12 protein-coding genes are annotated in these 13,086 nt (G+C 73.8%); 6 read left to right on the forward strand and 6 right to left on the reverse strand.

Annotated elements, in window-relative coordinates:
- Nucleotides 1–97 precede the first annotated feature (97 nt).
- A complete protein-coding gene (locus ACFVTR_RS08015; RefSeq protein WP_387036274.1) occupies nucleotides 98–1,582 on the reverse strand; it encodes an FAD-binding oxidoreductase in 1,485 nt (494 codons plus the stop codon).
- 243 nt (nucleotides 1,583–1,825) lie between these two features.
- On the opposite strand from ACFVTR_RS08015, the gene ACFVTR_RS08020 reads away from it, so the two are divergent.
- Nucleotides 1,826–2,875, forward strand: coding sequence for an LLM class flavin-dependent oxidoreductase (locus tag ACFVTR_RS08020; protein ID WP_387036276.1), 1,050 nt, complete (start codon nucleotides 1,826–1,828; stop codon nucleotides 2,873–2,875).
- 58 nt (nucleotides 2,876–2,933) lie between these two features.
- On the opposite strand, the gene ACFVTR_RS08025 is transcribed toward ACFVTR_RS08020, so the two are convergent.
- On the reverse strand, nucleotides 2,934–3,350 hold the full coding sequence (locus tag ACFVTR_RS08025; protein WP_387036277.1) for a transferase: 417 nt from the start codon (nucleotides 3,348–3,350) through the stop codon (nucleotides 2,934–2,936).
- Between the two features lie 185 nt (nucleotides 3,351–3,535).
- Between ACFVTR_RS08025 and ACFVTR_RS08030 the strand changes: the two genes are divergently transcribed.
- Nucleotides 3,536–5,311, forward strand: coding sequence for an ABC transporter ATP-binding protein (locus ACFVTR_RS08030; protein ID WP_387036279.1), 1,776 nt, complete (start codon nucleotides 3,536–3,538; stop codon nucleotides 5,309–5,311).
- Nucleotides 5,308–6,156 carry an energy-coupling factor transporter transmembrane component T family protein gene (locus tag ACFVTR_RS08035; protein ID WP_387036281.1) on the forward strand — a complete coding sequence of 283 codons (849 nt, stop codon included), beginning with the start codon at nucleotides 5,308–5,310 and terminating at the stop codon, nucleotides 6,154–6,156. Before ACFVTR_RS08030 ends, ACFVTR_RS08035 begins: the two co-directional genes overlap by 4 nt.
- 159 nt (nucleotides 6,157–6,315) lie before the next feature.
- Here ACFVTR_RS08035 and ACFVTR_RS08040 read toward each other — a convergent pair whose 3' ends face one another.
- Nucleotides 6,316–7,278, reverse strand: coding sequence for an FKBP-type peptidyl-prolyl cis-trans isomerase (locus ACFVTR_RS08040; RefSeq protein ID WP_387036282.1), 963 nt, complete (start codon nucleotides 7,276–7,278; stop codon nucleotides 6,316–6,318).
- Between the two features lie 113 nt (nucleotides 7,279–7,391).
- Between ACFVTR_RS08040 and ACFVTR_RS08045 the strand changes: the two genes are divergently transcribed.
- Nucleotides 7,392–8,207: a class I SAM-dependent methyltransferase gene (locus tag ACFVTR_RS08045; protein ID WP_387036284.1), complete on the forward strand. Its 816-nt coding sequence runs from the start codon at nucleotides 7,392–7,394 to the stop codon at nucleotides 8,205–8,207.
- 1 nt (nucleotide 8,208) lies between these two features.
- Here ACFVTR_RS08045 and ACFVTR_RS08050 read toward each other — a convergent pair whose 3' ends face one another.
- From ACFVTR_RS08050 to ACFVTR_RS08060, 3 genes are all read right to left on the reverse strand, one after another.
- Nucleotides 8,209–9,078: a sulfurtransferase gene (locus tag ACFVTR_RS08050; protein WP_387036286.1), complete on the reverse strand. Its 870-nt coding sequence runs from the start codon at nucleotides 9,076–9,078 to the stop codon at nucleotides 8,209–8,211.
- A 59-nt stretch (nucleotides 9,079–9,137) separates the two neighbouring features.
- The gene (locus ACFVTR_RS08055; RefSeq protein WP_387036287.1) at nucleotides 9,138–9,746 is read right to left on the reverse strand and encodes an ankyrin repeat domain-containing protein; all 609 of its coding nucleotides are present in this window, start codon (nucleotides 9,744–9,746) and stop codon (nucleotides 9,138–9,140) included.
- 149 nt (nucleotides 9,747–9,895) lie between these two features.
- Nucleotides 9,896–10,879: an SMP-30/gluconolactonase/LRE family protein gene (locus tag ACFVTR_RS08060; protein WP_387036289.1), complete on the reverse strand. Its 984-nt coding sequence runs from the start codon at nucleotides 10,877–10,879 to the stop codon at nucleotides 9,896–9,898.
- A 147-nt stretch (nucleotides 10,880–11,026) separates the two neighbouring features.
- Between ACFVTR_RS08060 and ACFVTR_RS08065 the strand changes: the two genes are divergently transcribed.
- Together ACFVTR_RS08065 and ACFVTR_RS08070 are read left to right on the forward strand one after the other, a co-directional pair.
- Complete coding sequence (locus tag ACFVTR_RS08065; RefSeq protein WP_387036290.1) at nucleotides 11,027–12,265, forward strand: sensor histidine kinase; 1,239 nt, start codon at nucleotides 11,027–11,029, stop codon at nucleotides 12,263–12,265.
- Nucleotides 12,262–12,888, forward strand: coding sequence for a response regulator (locus tag ACFVTR_RS08070; protein WP_387036292.1), 627 nt, complete (start codon nucleotides 12,262–12,264; stop codon nucleotides 12,886–12,888). The genes ACFVTR_RS08065 and ACFVTR_RS08070 overlap by 4 nt, the downstream gene beginning before the upstream one ends.
- The last annotated feature ends 198 nt before the right edge of the window (nucleotides 12,889–13,086 follow it).

Below are 13,086 nucleotides of genomic sequence, written 5' to 3' on the forward strand. Positions count from 1 at the left end.
CGACGACGATGTCGCTCGCTCCCAGCCTATGAAGGCCGGGGCGCGAGCGACACCCCCATCTGCGAGATCCGCGGGTCGGGACCCGAATAGCGGGCCGTCACCCCACGGGGTGGTTCGAGCGGATGACGCGGGTCGGGTCGACCGCCCGCTTCAGCGCCCGCAGGCGGGCCAGCCGGCCGCCGAAGAACCGCGTGGCGTCGCGACGCTGCTCGGCGAAGTTCAGGTACTCCTCCGGCGCGCGCCACGGCTCGATCTGCGAGAACAGGCGGCCGAGCGAGCGGGCGATCGCCTCGTCGGCGCCCGGCATCGCCATGGCCCCGGCGAACACGAGGTAGTTCGCCTCGAAGCCGGCGGTGGCCCCGGGTACGGGCAGTCCGAGGTCCGCCGCGCGCTGCACGGCCGCGTCGGGCTCGACCGCACCGCCGAGGTGGCGGATCTCGGTCGAGAGGAGGGCGGTGCCCGAGTCGGCACCGACCGCCCCGACGAAGGCGCGTACCGCTGCCGGCGGCAGTTCGCGGAGCATCATGCCGTCGCCGCGCCCCGGCACGGGCCCGGGCGGGTCCATGTGCAGCGCGAGCAGTTCGGCGGGCGACTGCGGGTGCACGGTGTCGAGCTCGGGGGCCAGCGCCCGCAGCGGGGCGAGCAGTTCGTCGGCCCGGGCCGGCGAGTCGAGCACGACGGCCTCGACGATCACGACCGAGCGACCCGAGAGGAACGGCGGCAGCTCGGGCAGCGGCGGCAGGTGCATGATGCGCACCACGCTCTGCACCGCGTCGGGCACCGTGTTGGTCCAGTCGGCCCAGGCCGCGGCGACCTCGTCGGCGCGCTCGGCCGGCCAGAGCAGCATGCCCGCGACGACCTCGGTGATCGGGAACAGGCGGAACTCGAGCGCCGTCACGACGCCGAAGTCGCCACCCCCGCCGCGCACCGCCCAGAACAGCTCCGAGTCGTGCTCCTCGTCGACGCGGCGGAGCCGTCCGTCGGCGGTCACGATCTCGACGGCGAGCACCTGGTTCGCCGCGAGTCCGTGCGTGCGGGCGAGCCAGCTGACGCCGCCGCCGAGGGTGTAGCCGACCACGCCGACGTCGTGCGACGATCCGGCGAGCGCGGCGAGCCCGTGCGGTGCCGCGGCGGCGACCACGTCGCCCCAGAGCGCGCCGGCCTCGACCCGGGCGGTGCGACGCTCGACGTCGATCTCGACGCCGCGCAGTTCGTGGGTGCGGAGCAGGATCGCATCGGCGAGCCCGTTGTCGGCCGCGAGGGGTCCGGCGTTGTGACCGGTGCCCTGCGGGGCGACGGCGAGCCCGTAGCGGGCGCCGAACCCGACGGTGCGCACGAGGTCCTCGGTCGAGCGGGCGGTGACGACGACCGCGGGGCGCTGGTCGACGTCGAGGTTCCAGGCGGCGCGGGCGTCGTCCCAGTCGGGGTCGCCCGACAGGTGCACGCGCCCGGCCAGCTGCTCGTCGAGCAGGGCGAGCGCCTCGCGGAGCGAGAGCGTGGCGATGTCGGGAGCGTGCTGCTGGAGCACGAAGTCGGCCACCGCGGCGTCGGCCACGGCGGCGGAAGGCACAGGGGTGTTCACGGGTGGTTCCTTTCAGGTTGATGCTCGCGGGCCGGTTGCCTCGGTTCGTGAACCGGCCCGGCGGCCGCATCGATGGATGCAGCACTCGCGACGAGAACCCATCCAACGACGCGGAGAAGCCCCGGTCACCCGTGCCATCCCTCCGATCGGCTCAGGGGATTCCCTCAGTCGCGAGGGTTCCGCGCGCCCCCCGCGCGACCTTCCGACGGAATACCGGATGCCGCGCGGCGGTTGCCGGAAGGGATGAACATCTCGCCGCGCCTGTCCGTGCTCGACCTCGTTCCGGTTCGCAGTGATCAGTCGAGTCGAGGTGCCGTCGCGGCATCCGTTCGCCTGGCGCAGCTCGCCGACCGGCTGGGCTTCACCCGCTACTGGTTCGCCGAGCACCACAACATGCCGGCTGTCGCCTCGACGACGCCGCCGGTGCTGATCGCGTCGATCGCCGCGCAGACCGAGCGCATCCGCGTGGGATCGGGCGGCGTGATGCTGCCGAACCACGCGCCGCTCGTCGTCGCCGAGCAGTTCGCCGCGCTCGAGGCGCTCGCCCCGGGCCGCATCGACCTCGGCATCGGCCGCGCACCCGGCAGCGACCCGGTGATCACGCAACTCCTGCGCATCTCTGGCCCGACGGCCGAGGTCGACCGCTTCCCCGACCACCTCGCCGACATCCTCTCGCTGCTCTCGCCCGACGGCGCGACGCTGCGCCTGACGAGCGGGCGCGAGTACCCGATCACCGCGACGCCGGCGGCTTCGGCCGTGCCGCCGCTCTGGCTGCTCGGCTCGAGCGACTACTCGGCGAAGCTCGCCGCCGAACTCGGCCTGCCGTACGTCTTCGCGAACCACTTCTCGGGCCAGGGGCTCGAGCGCGCGCTCGAGCTCTACCGCACGGGCTACCGCCCGAGCGAGGCGCACCCCGAGCCCGAGACGTTCCTCACAGTGAACGCCTCGGTCGCGCCGACCCTCGACGAAGCCCGCGCTCGGGCACTGCCCCAGCTGCGCTCGATGGCCAGGCTCCAGCTCGGCCGGCCGATGCGGCCGCTCGAGACGATCGACGAGGCGCAGGCGGCGCCCGCCGACACGCAGGCGTCGGAGCTCATCACCGCGATGGAGCGCCGTTGGGTGATCGCGGATGCCGTGGGCGCGGCCTCGGAGCTGCGGAAGCTCGCCGACCGCCACGGCATCGACGAGATCATGGTGGCGCCGATCGCCGGATCATGGGCGTCCGAGCCGCTCGACCGCACGCCGGGTCGCGAGCGGACGCTCGAGCTGCTGGCGGGCGCACTCGCCGAGTAGTTCCGGAGAACGAAGAAGCCCGGCCGCGTGCGCGGTCGGGCTTCCGGGTGCGAACGGCTCAGGCCGCGAGGCCGAGCCGGCGCAGGTCCTCCGTCGAGGCCTGGTAGACGTCGCCGTCGGCGATGGTCGTCTCGCGGGGCACGCGGGCCCCGTTCTGCACCTTCGCGCCGGTGCCGACGGTCGCGTACGGCCCGATGACGGCGTTCCGGCCGACGACGGCGCGTCGCCCGACGTGGGCGTTCACGCCGATCACGGCGCGTTCGGCGACGATCGCGTCGCCCTCGATCCAGCCGCCCGGGCCGATCTGGACGCCGCGTTGCACTTCGGCGCCGGGATCGACGTAGGCCGTCGGGTCGACGAACGCGCTCGGGTCGACCTTGGCGGTGGTGGCGACGAGGCCACGACCGTTCGCGTGCTTGCGATAGCGACGCAGGATCCCGGCTTCGTCCTCGAACTCGACATAGCTGATGCCCACGTTCTCCTCCTTCCGGCGTGGAGGCTCCACGCCCGAACATAGACACAACATCAGGGCTGACCGGGGTATTCCCGCTCGTCGCCGTCGTGGGCGCCGGGAACCGACCGTTCGCGAGGTTAGGCTTTCCTAAGCCCCACGGATGCCGCGTCGCGAGCCGTCCGCCCGACCCACGACCCAGGCCTGTCATGCCCACTCCGCCCATCATCGAGCTCGACCGCGTGAGCATCCGCCACGAGGGCGCCGCCCGGCCGACGCCCGCCGAGGTGTCGTTCGACATCGCGCCCGGCGAGGTGCTGCTCGTCCTGGGTCCGAGCGGGTGCGGCAAGTCGACGCTGGCGCTCGCGCTCGACGGCCTCGTGCCGCACGCCGTGCCGGCCGAGCTCGAGGGCTCGGTGCGGGTCGCGGGCCTCGACAGCCGCGAGCATCCGGTCGGTGTGCTGAGCGAGCACGTGGCGATGGTGTTCCAGGACCCGGATTCGCAGATCGTCACCGGCAGCGTGCTCGACGAGGTGTGCTTCGCGCCCGAGAACCAGCTCGTCGAGGCATCCGAGGTGCTCGCGCGCGCCGAACGCGCGCTGAAGCTCGTCGGCCTCTGGGATCGCCGCACCGAGAACCCCGACACGCTCTCGGGCGGCGGGCGGCAGCGACTCGCCATCGCGTGCGCCCTCGCGATGGCCGCGCCCGTGCTCGTGCTCGACGAACCGACCGCGAACCTCGACCCCGCGGGCATCGACGAGGTGTACGCCGTGCTCCGCGAACTCGCCGACGACGACGATCACGCGATCGTGCTCGTCGAGCACAACCTCGATGCGGCCGTCGACCTCGTCGACCGGGTGATCGTGCTCGACGCCGAAGGCCGTCTCGTGATCGACGGGCCCGCCCGCGAGACGCTGCGCGAGCGCGCCGACGAGCTCGCCGCCCTCGGCGTCTGGCTGCCGGTCTCGACGCTCGCGGCGATGCGCCTGCGCGATGCGGGCGTGCCGATCGGACCCCTCCCGCTCACCCCTGCCGAGCTCGCGGCCGCGCTCGACGCCCTGCCGAGCCTGCCGCCGCCGCTCAGCGCCTCCTCCCCCGTGCGGTCGACCGCGCTCGCGCCGACCCCGTCGCTCACGACCACCACGGGCGCGGTCCCCGCGCAGGGCGCTCCCGTGATCCGTGCGCACGGGCTCTCGGTGCGGCGCGGAGGCCGCCGCGGCCCCGTGGTCGTGCGCGACGTCGACCTCGAGATCCAGGCGGGCGAGTTCCTCGCGATCGTCGGCACGAACGGCGCCGGCAAGACCTCACTGCTGCAGGCGCTCGCCGGTGTCGTCGAAGCGCCCCGCGGCACGATCGAGACGCTCGGGATCGACCCGGCCCGAGCCGACGCTCGCGAACGCGCGCGCCGAGTCGGCTTCGTCTTCCAGAACCCCGAGCACCAGTTCATCGCGGGCTCGGCGCGCGAGGAGCTCGAGCAGGGGCTCAGGCTGCAGGGACTCGGCGACGCCGAGGTGACCGAGTCGTGCGACCGGATGCTTCGCCGGTTCGGCCTCGAGGAGCTCGCCGAGCAGCACCCCTTCCTGCTCTCGGGCGGGCAGAAGCGCCGACTCTCGGTGGGCACCGCGCTCGTGGCGGGCGCCCCGGTGCTCGCCCTCGACGAACCCACGTTCGGCCAGGACCGCGCCCGCGCGGCCGAGCTGCTCGACATGCTGCGCTCGCTCAACGACGAGGGCACGACGGTGCTCGTCGTGACCCACGACCTGCAGCTCGTTGCCGACTACGCGACGCGGCTCGCGGTCATGCAGGGCGGGCGCCTCCTCGGCGCCGGCCCGACGGCGGAGGTGCTCGCCGGCCCCCTCATCGAGCAGGCCGGGCTGCGGCATCCGCCCCTCGCGCGTGCGACGCGCGGCCTCGAGCACCACCCCGAGTGGCGCGCCGTGACCCGCATGTCGCAGCTGCCGGTCGCCTCGGGAGGGCCGCGGTGAGCGGCAAGGCCGGCGCGACGGCGCCGCTGACGAACACGAACACGGGCACGCGCCCTGCAGACCCGAGCGCGCCCCGGCGCGGCCTGCTCGCGACGCTGAACCCCCTCGCGAAGCTCGCCGCCCCGCTGCCCGCAATGCTCGTGGTCGTGTTCAGCCGCGATCTCCTGCTGCCGTTCGCGTTCATCGTGCTCGCACTCCTCGTGCTGCTCGTCGGCGCCCGGCTCCCGGGCCGGGTCGTCGCGGCGCTCCTCATCGGCACCCCGCTCGCAGCGGTCGTGCTCGGCCTCAGCTTCGGCGTGTGGGTCGACCCCGCGAGCCTCTCGGGCCCGGCGACCTCCACCGTGCTGTTCTCGATCGGCGACTGGAGCTTCACGCTCGCCGCCTACCTCGTCGGGTTCACGACGGGCCTGCGCATCCTCGCCATCCTGCTGCTCTCGCTCATGGCCGGCATGACCTCGACCGGTCCCGAGTTCGTGCGCGCGATGGTGCAGAACCTCCGCGTGCCGTACCGCATCGGCTACACGGCGCTCGCGGCGCTGCGCTTCGTGCCGCGGTTCGGGCACGAACTCGAGATCATCCGGGCGGCGCACCGCGTGCGCGGCACCGTGCGCGGCCGCGGCCCGATCGCGGCCACCCGCCGGGCGTTCGGCACGGCCGTGCCGCTGCTCGCCTCGGCGATCCGGCACGCCGAACGGGTCGCCCTCGCGATGGATGCCCGCGCCTTCGGCGCCCACGCCACCCGCACCGAGCGGTTCCAGAGCCCGTGGCGCGTGCGCGACACGCTGTTCGTCGCGGGCTTCGTCGCGGTGAGCGCGATCATCGTCTGGGCGACCTGGGGCCGCTGAACCGCCCGCCCGTCCGGCAGGCACGCAGGCCCGGTGAGTCGACGGAGCATCCGGTCGGCACGCCGACGGGCTTCGCGCACTCGAGTGCTTCCCCCTGCGACTCGACGACGATGACGAAGGGCCGGATGCCTCTCGGCATCCGGCCCTTCCCGTAGTCGACTACTGCCCTGCGGGCGCGGTGTCCTCGATCTCGACGAGGAACACGAGCGTCTGTCCGCCGAGGTCGTGCGCGGCGGGGTCGGTGCCGTAGGCGTACTCCGGCGGGATCACGACGATGAGCTTCGTGCCGACCTTCTGGCCGACGAGCGCGGCGCCGAAGCCCTGGATGACGCCGTCGGTCGTGAACGTCGAGGGCTCGCCGCGGGTGTAGCTCTGGTCGAAGATCTCGCCGCTGTCCCAGCTGATGCCCTGGTACTGCACGGTGACGCTGTCGCCCTCGCCGACGGTGGCGCCGTCGCCCTCTTCGAGCACCTTCATCTGCAGCTCGGTCGGCGCGTCGACCTTCGGCAGGGTGACCGTCGGGGCCTCGCCCTCGGCGCCGAACTTCACCTCGGGCACGTTCTCGGTCCACTCGGCGGGCTTCAGCGGCTCCTGCACCTCGACGACGTCGACGACGATGACGACGTCCTCGTCGGCCGCGAGGCCGATCTGCTCGTTGCCCTGGCCGTCGTAGAGGGCCGATGCGGGAGCGACCGTGACGGTGCGCGAGCCGAGCGGCACGCAGTCGATGCCCACGCGGAACGCGTCGAACACGGTCTCGTCGCCCGCCGTGATCTGGGCCGGCTGGGAGAGGAGCTGGTCGCCCGAGGCGCCCGAGTAGAGCGTCACGACGGCGTTGATCTTCTGGCCGGCCTCGGTCGTGTCGCCGTCGCCCTCGATGGCGATCGAGCGCTGGAGCTCCTCGGTCTCGAGCGGCGTGGTGAAGGTCGCGGTCGGCGAACCCGAGAACTCGCCCTCGACCTTCACGCCGTCGCTGAGGGCGCCGGACTCGACGTCCATGCAGTCGGCGGCGGCGGGGGTCTCGGATGCCTCGGGGCTGCCGCCGCTCGCGCAACCGGCGAGGAGCAGGGCGGCCGCGGTGGCGAGCGCGAGGGGCGCGCCACGGCGCAGGGCACGATTCATGGGGGTGACTCGATTCGATCGGAGGACGTGATGCAGTGCACCCAGTCTGCACCGTTCGGCTTTCGATTGCCTGAATCCCACGATTCCGGCCGATCAGGGGCCAGAATGGCCGCATGGGGGAGACGACGAGCGAGCCTGATTTCGTCGGGGGGTTCACGGCGGGGGCCGAGTCCTACGCCGAACTCGACGAGGCGGTCTGGAATCCGATCTCGACGGCGACGGTGGCCCGGTCGAGGCCGCGCTTCGACGAGCTGGTGCTCGACGCGTGCTCGGGCGACGGCGCCTCGGCGCTGCCGACGGCCGAGCTCGTCGGCCCCGGCGGCGTCGTCGACGCGGTCGACCTGACGGCCGGCCTCGTCGAGATCGCGCGGGCACGTGCCGGCGATCATCTGCCGCAGCTGCGGCTCCACGTCGCCGACGCCACGGAGTGGGAGCCGACGGGCTACGACCTCGTGCAATGCGTGCTCGGCGTGCACTTCTTCGACGACCTCGACGCCGGCGCCCGGCATCTCGTCGAGCGGGCGAAGCCGGGCGGGCGCGTGGCCGTCACGGTGTGGGCGCGCGGCGCGCTCGAGCCGGTGCCCGAGGTGCTCGCGACGGCGCTGCCCGCCGATCTGGCGCTGCGGCTGCAGGGCGGCGCCGCGTCGCCGACGATCAGCGACGTCGACACGCCGGGCGCGCTCGCGCAGTGGCTCATGGCGCTCGGCCTCGTGCGGGTGCGCGCCGAGATCGTGCGCCGCCACCTCGACCTCGATGACGGGCTCGCATGGTCGCTCGTGACGGGCACGGGGTTGCGCGCGTTCCTCGTCGGGCTCGACGACGACGAGCTCGAGGCGGTGCGCGGCCGCTACCTCGCGGGTCTCGAGGCGCGCGAAGTGCGTTCGGTCGACCTGACGACGCTCGTGGCCGTCGGCTTCAGGGCGGGCTGAGTCAGGCGTCGGGTCCGGTCGCCACGGGGCGACCGTCCTCGCGCGACCACTGGCTCCACGAGCCCGGGAAGAGCGCGGCGTCGATGCCGGCGATCGCGAGCGCGGCGACGGCGTGGGCGGCAGTCACACCCGATCCGCAGTAGGCGCCGACGGCGGTACCGGGCTCGGCGCCGAGTGCCGCGAAGCGTTCGCGGAGCGCGTCGGCGGGCAGGAACCGGCCGCTCGCGTCGAGGTTGCCGCTGCTCGGCGCGGATCGGGCGCCGGGGATGTGTCCGGCCCGCGGGTCGATCGGCTCGACCTCGCCGCGATAGCGCTCGGCTGCCCGGGCATCGAACAGCACTCCCCCGCCGGGCAGCGCGGCCGCCGTGTCGGCGTCGATCACCGGCATGCCGCCGAAGTGCGCGGTCACGTCGCCCGGCTCGGGCGAGACCCAGCCCCTGTCGAGGGGATGCCCCGCAGCCCGCCATGCGGCGAGCGCCCCGTCGAGCATCCGCACGTCGGCGACGCCGGCGTGACGCAGCAGCCACCAGGCCCGCGCGGCCGACTGGTTGCCGAGGTCGTCGGTGACGACGACGGTGTCGCCCTCGCGGATGCCCCAGCTCCGCATCGCCTCGGTGAACGCGGCCTCGCTCGGCAGCGGGTGGCGGCCCTCGCCGACGACGTCGTGGTCGGCGAGCTGCCGGTCGAGGTCGACGTAGACCGCGCCGGGGATGTGGCCGTCCCAGTAGGCGGCGGTGCCGTCGGGCTCGGCGAGCGACCAGCGCACGTCGAGGACGACCGTGCGGGTCGCGGCGGTGGTCCCGCGATCCGCGGCGAAGCGTTCGGCCGTGAGGCGGTCGAAGAGTTCGTCGTGCTGGATGAGGATCGGCATCACCCCATCCTGCATGACGCCGACCGTGCAGCATCCCTCTCTGTTGCCCCGTTCATGTCTCAGTCGAGCAGGGCGACGATCTCGTCGTAGCCGCTCGCGCGAGCGTGCTCGAGCGCGGTGACGCCGTTGCGATCGGCGATCGACCGGTCGGCGCCGCCCTCGAGCAGCACCCGTACGGTCTCCTGGTGGCGCGGACCGCCGTCGCCGAGGATGACGGCCTCGAGCAGCGCCGTCCAGCCGAGGTCGTTGACGTGGTCGACGTCGATGTCGGTCTGCAGCACCCGCTCCAGGTACTCGACGTGGCCGCGCTCGCCTGCGGGGATGATCGAGATGCCGCCGTAGCGGTTCACGATCGTGAAGTCGGGCTCGGCGGCGAGCAGCACCTCGGCCATCGCGACGCTTCCGGTGACCCCGGTGACGAGCCAGGGCGTGTCGCGCTGGTCGTCGAGCGCATCGGGGTCGGCGCCCGCCGCGACGAGCACGCTCGCGGCCTCGACGTGATCGGCCGCGGAGGCGAGCAGCAGGGCCGTGCGCTCGCGACCGTCGCGCGCCTCGAGCGCGGCGCCCGCCCGGATGGCGAGGGAGACGGTCGCGGCATCGCCGGCGGCCGCGGCGCTGAGCAGGGTGCCGTCGGGGTCGGGGAGCACGGGGGCGGGGGTCTCGGTCATGGTGACATCCTCTCGTGACGGGGCGGACGGTGACGCGGAGCCGGGCCGCGGCGGGTCGGCGGCACTCGGCCCGGCCGCCGCGCTCGCGCAGCCGGTGAGCAGCAGCGCCGCCGCGACGATCGCGACGGCGCTGCGGCGGCCACCCCGGGTCATCCCCACGGCGAACCGACGATGTCGTACGGGCCTGAGGCCGCGGGCTGCTCGTCGAACTTGCTGTCGACGGCGAGCAGGCGGCCGTTCAGCATCTTCGCGGTCGTGTACACGCGGTCGGGGTCGCTCGCCCGCTGCTCGACGCGATGCACCGCGTCGCCGTCGGCCGAGACCCGCATGGTCGCGACCATCTTCGAGAAGTTGCGGATGACCGTGAGCCGGTTGCCCTGGCGCACGAGGCCGTCGGCGTTCACGAGGTCGGCACCGCGGGTGTCGATCTCGGAGACCCAGCCGTCGGCGGTGCCGAAGCGCCAGAGCTGCCCGGTGTTGCCCTGCGCCACGACGAAGGCGCTGCGGTCGGCCGAGAGCACGATGCCGCCGAGGTTGAACCCGGCCGCGCGCTCGACGGTGCCGGTGGCGTCGGCCCACAGCTCGGCCTGCCAGGTGCCGCCCTGCTGGGCGACTCGGAAGATCTGCGGGTCGTTCGAGTTGGTGAAGTACGCGGCGCCGTCGGCCCCGATCGCGACGTCGTTGAGGAACGCGTCGGGCGTGCCGGGCACGCGGAGCGCGGCGAGCAGCTCGCCGTCCGCGTCGTAGACCCACAGGTCGGGGCGGTCGGGGTTGCCGATGCCGTTCGGGCCGCCGGCGATGTAGACGTTGCCGGCCCGGTCGACGGTGACGCCGCGCGCGGTGTAGCGCCCGTCGGTGCCGTCGCCCGCGAGCCACTCCTCAGCCTGCGCGTGCTTCGCGTCGCCGCGGTGGATCTCGCCGCCCGTGACCTCGCTGACGTAGAACAGGCCGCGGCGCTCGTCGACCCCGATGCCCTCGAACCGCGAGCCCGCGGCGTCGCCCGGCACCGTGTAGCGGTCGGGACGGCCGTGGTCGCGGGCCGAGGCCTCCTCGGGTGCGGTGGTGAGGCCCGCCGTGGTGATGCCGGCGGTGAGACCCGCCGCGGCGAGTGCGATGGCGATGGTGCGCTTCATGGTTTCCCTCGTCTCTGGCACGCCGGTTCTCGACGTGTGCTTCCAGCCTCGGCGAGCGACCAGGCGCGGGCGTCGGGCGATCGGCTGCACTTGGATAGCCGATCGGATGATGCCCTCGCACATGGCCCGTGCCTAGGCTTGGCGATCATGTCCGTCTCCGACCGCACCGGCATCCGGGGCATCCTCGCGCCCGTCGCCAGCCTCGACCGCTGGTTGCAGATCGTGTTCCTCGCCCTGCTCGCGACCTCGGCCGTGCGGTATCTCGAACGGCATGGGCTCGGCGCCGACGGGGTGCTCGTGCTCGCGGGCGCCGCGCTGCTGGCGGTCGCGTACTCGGTGCGCCCCCTGCTGCCGACCCGCTCGTGGTGGCCGACCGCGTGGGTGGTGACGGTCACGGTGCTGTGGGCGCTGCTCACCCTCGCGGCGCCCTCGTTCGCCTGGTGCGCCGTGCCGCTCGGCTTCGCCGTGCTGCAGGTGCTGCCCTTCCGCGGCGCCGTGGTGGTCGTCGTGCTCATGACGGCGCTCGTCACGGTGGCCGAGCTCCGCATCGCCGACGGCGTCGACCCGACGGTCATCGTGGGCCCCGTCGGCATCGCGGTCGTCACCGTGCTCGTCTACCGGGCGCTCCAGCGCGAGTCGGCCGCACGGCAGCGGCTGCTCGACGAACTCACCGACGCGCAGGACGAACTGCTCGCCGCGCAGCACCGCGCCGGCGCGCTCGCCGAGCGCGAGCGGCTCTCGCGCGAGATCCACGACTCGGTCGGGCAGCGGCTCGCGAGCATCACGTTGCTGCTCGCGGCGACCGAGCAAGACTGGCAGCGGCGACCCGACCTCGCCCACGACCACGTCGAGATGGCGGCCGCGACGGCGCGCGACGGACTCGCCGAGGTGCGCCGGGTCGTGCACGACCTGCCGCCGGTCGAGCTCGCCGACGACGGCACCGGGCAGGCGCTGCCCGTGGCGCTCCGCCGCCTCGTCGACGAGACGAACGGCCCCGCCGGCGGCCCCGAGGTGCGGCTGCACGTGCACGGCGACGCCGTCCGGCTGCCGGCCGACGTGGCGGGCGCGCTCCTGCGCTCGGCCCGCGGCGCCCTCGCGAACGCGGTCGAGCACGCCGAGGCCCGCCACGTGGCGGTGAGCCTCACCTACTTGCCCGACGAGGTCCGGCTCGACATCCGCGATGACGGGCTCGGCTTCGACGTGGAGGCGCTCGGGGGCGAGACGCACAAGCCGGGCGGAGACGCGGATCGTGCGCGAGGCGGCCGCGGTCGGGGACTGCAGGGCATCCGCGATCGCGCGGCCGGTCTCGGCGGCCGGGCCTCGGTCGAGAGCGCCCCCGGCGACGGGACGACGGTGTCGGTCGAGCTGCCGCTGGAGGCGTCATGAGCGTGCGCATCGTCCTCGTCGACGACCATCCCGTCGTGCGCGCCGGGCTCGCCGCCCTCATCACGGGCACCGACGACCTCGAGGTCGTCGGCGAGGCCCGCGACCTCGTGAGCGCGCGATCGGTCGTCGCGGCCACGCGCCCCGACGTCGTGCTGATGGACCTCGACCTCGGCGACGGCCCCGGCGGCGCCGCGGTCACGGCCGAGCTGCGAGCCGCCGCCGAGCCGCCCCGCGTGCTGGTGCTCACCACCTACGCGACCGAGTCCGACATCCTGCGCGCCCTCGACGCCGGCGCGAGCGGCTACCTGCTGAAGGATGCCCCGGCGGCCGAGCTGTTCGCCGGCATCCGCGCGACCGCGCGCGGCGAGACGGTGCTCGCCCCCTCGGTCGCCGCCACGCTCGTGCGTCGTGCCGCCTCACCGGGCCCGGTGGTCACCGAGCGCGAGGTCGCCGTGCTCGAGCTGCTCGCGCAGGGCCTCGGCAACCGCGAGATGGCGAAGGAACTGCTCGTCTCGGAGGCGACGGTGAAGTCGCACCTCTCGCACATCTACACGAAGCTCGGCGTCGACACCCGCGCGGGCGCCGTGGCCGCGGCGATCGAGCGGCGCATCATCCGACGCTGAACCAGGCCGGAGCAGGCGCCCGCTTTCAAGCTTTATTCGGCTTTAGCGGTTCGGGATAAAGCGCTCAGCGTCACTGCAGCGGCAACAAGCAGGCAGGCCGCGAACCCGCTTCTGCGCGTCGACGCCACCCGACCTGCATCCCACACCGCAGATCCGATTCCGCTCTCGGCATATGACGCGCCGTCGTCGCAAACGCGA

The sequence above is a fragment of the Agromyces sp. NPDC058126 genome (assembly GCF_042884595.1).
In the GTDB taxonomy this organism is placed as follows: Bacteria; Actinomycetota; Actinomycetes; order Actinomycetales; family Microbacteriaceae; genus Agromyces.

Excerpts from the sequence above, each read along its gene's own strand:
- ACFVTR_RS08070 (WP_387036292.1), top strand. The coding sequence starts at position 12,262 with ATGAGCGTGCGCATCGTCCTCGTCGACGACCATCCCGTCGTGCGCGCC.
- ACFVTR_RS08065 (WP_387036290.1), top strand. The coding sequence starts at position 11,027 with ATGTCCGTCTCCGACCGCACCGGCATCCGGGGCATCCTCGCGCCCGTC.
- ACFVTR_RS08055 (WP_387036287.1), bottom strand. The coding sequence starts at position 9,746 with ATGACCGAGACCCCCGCCCCCGTGCTCCCCGACCCCGACGGCACCCTG.
- ACFVTR_RS08060 (WP_387036289.1), bottom strand. The coding sequence starts at position 10,879 with ATGAAGCGCACCATCGCCATCGCACTCGCCGCGGCGGGTCTCACCGCC.
- ACFVTR_RS08030 (WP_387036279.1), top strand. The coding sequence starts at position 3,536 with ATGCCCACTCCGCCCATCATCGAGCTCGACCGCGTGAGCATCCGCCAC.
- ACFVTR_RS08045 (WP_387036284.1), top strand. The coding sequence starts at position 7,392 with ATGGGGGAGACGACGAGCGAGCCTGATTTCGTCGGGGGGTTCACGGCG.
- ACFVTR_RS08050 (WP_387036286.1), bottom strand. The coding sequence starts at position 9,078 with ATGCCGATCCTCATCCAGCACGACGAACTCTTCGACCGCCTCACGGCC.
- ACFVTR_RS08040 (WP_387036282.1), bottom strand. The coding sequence starts at position 7,278 with ATGAATCGTGCCCTGCGCCGTGGCGCGCCCCTCGCGCTCGCCACCGCG.
- ACFVTR_RS08020 (WP_387036276.1), top strand. The coding sequence starts at position 1,826 with ATGAACATCTCGCCGCGCCTGTCCGTGCTCGACCTCGTTCCGGTTCGC.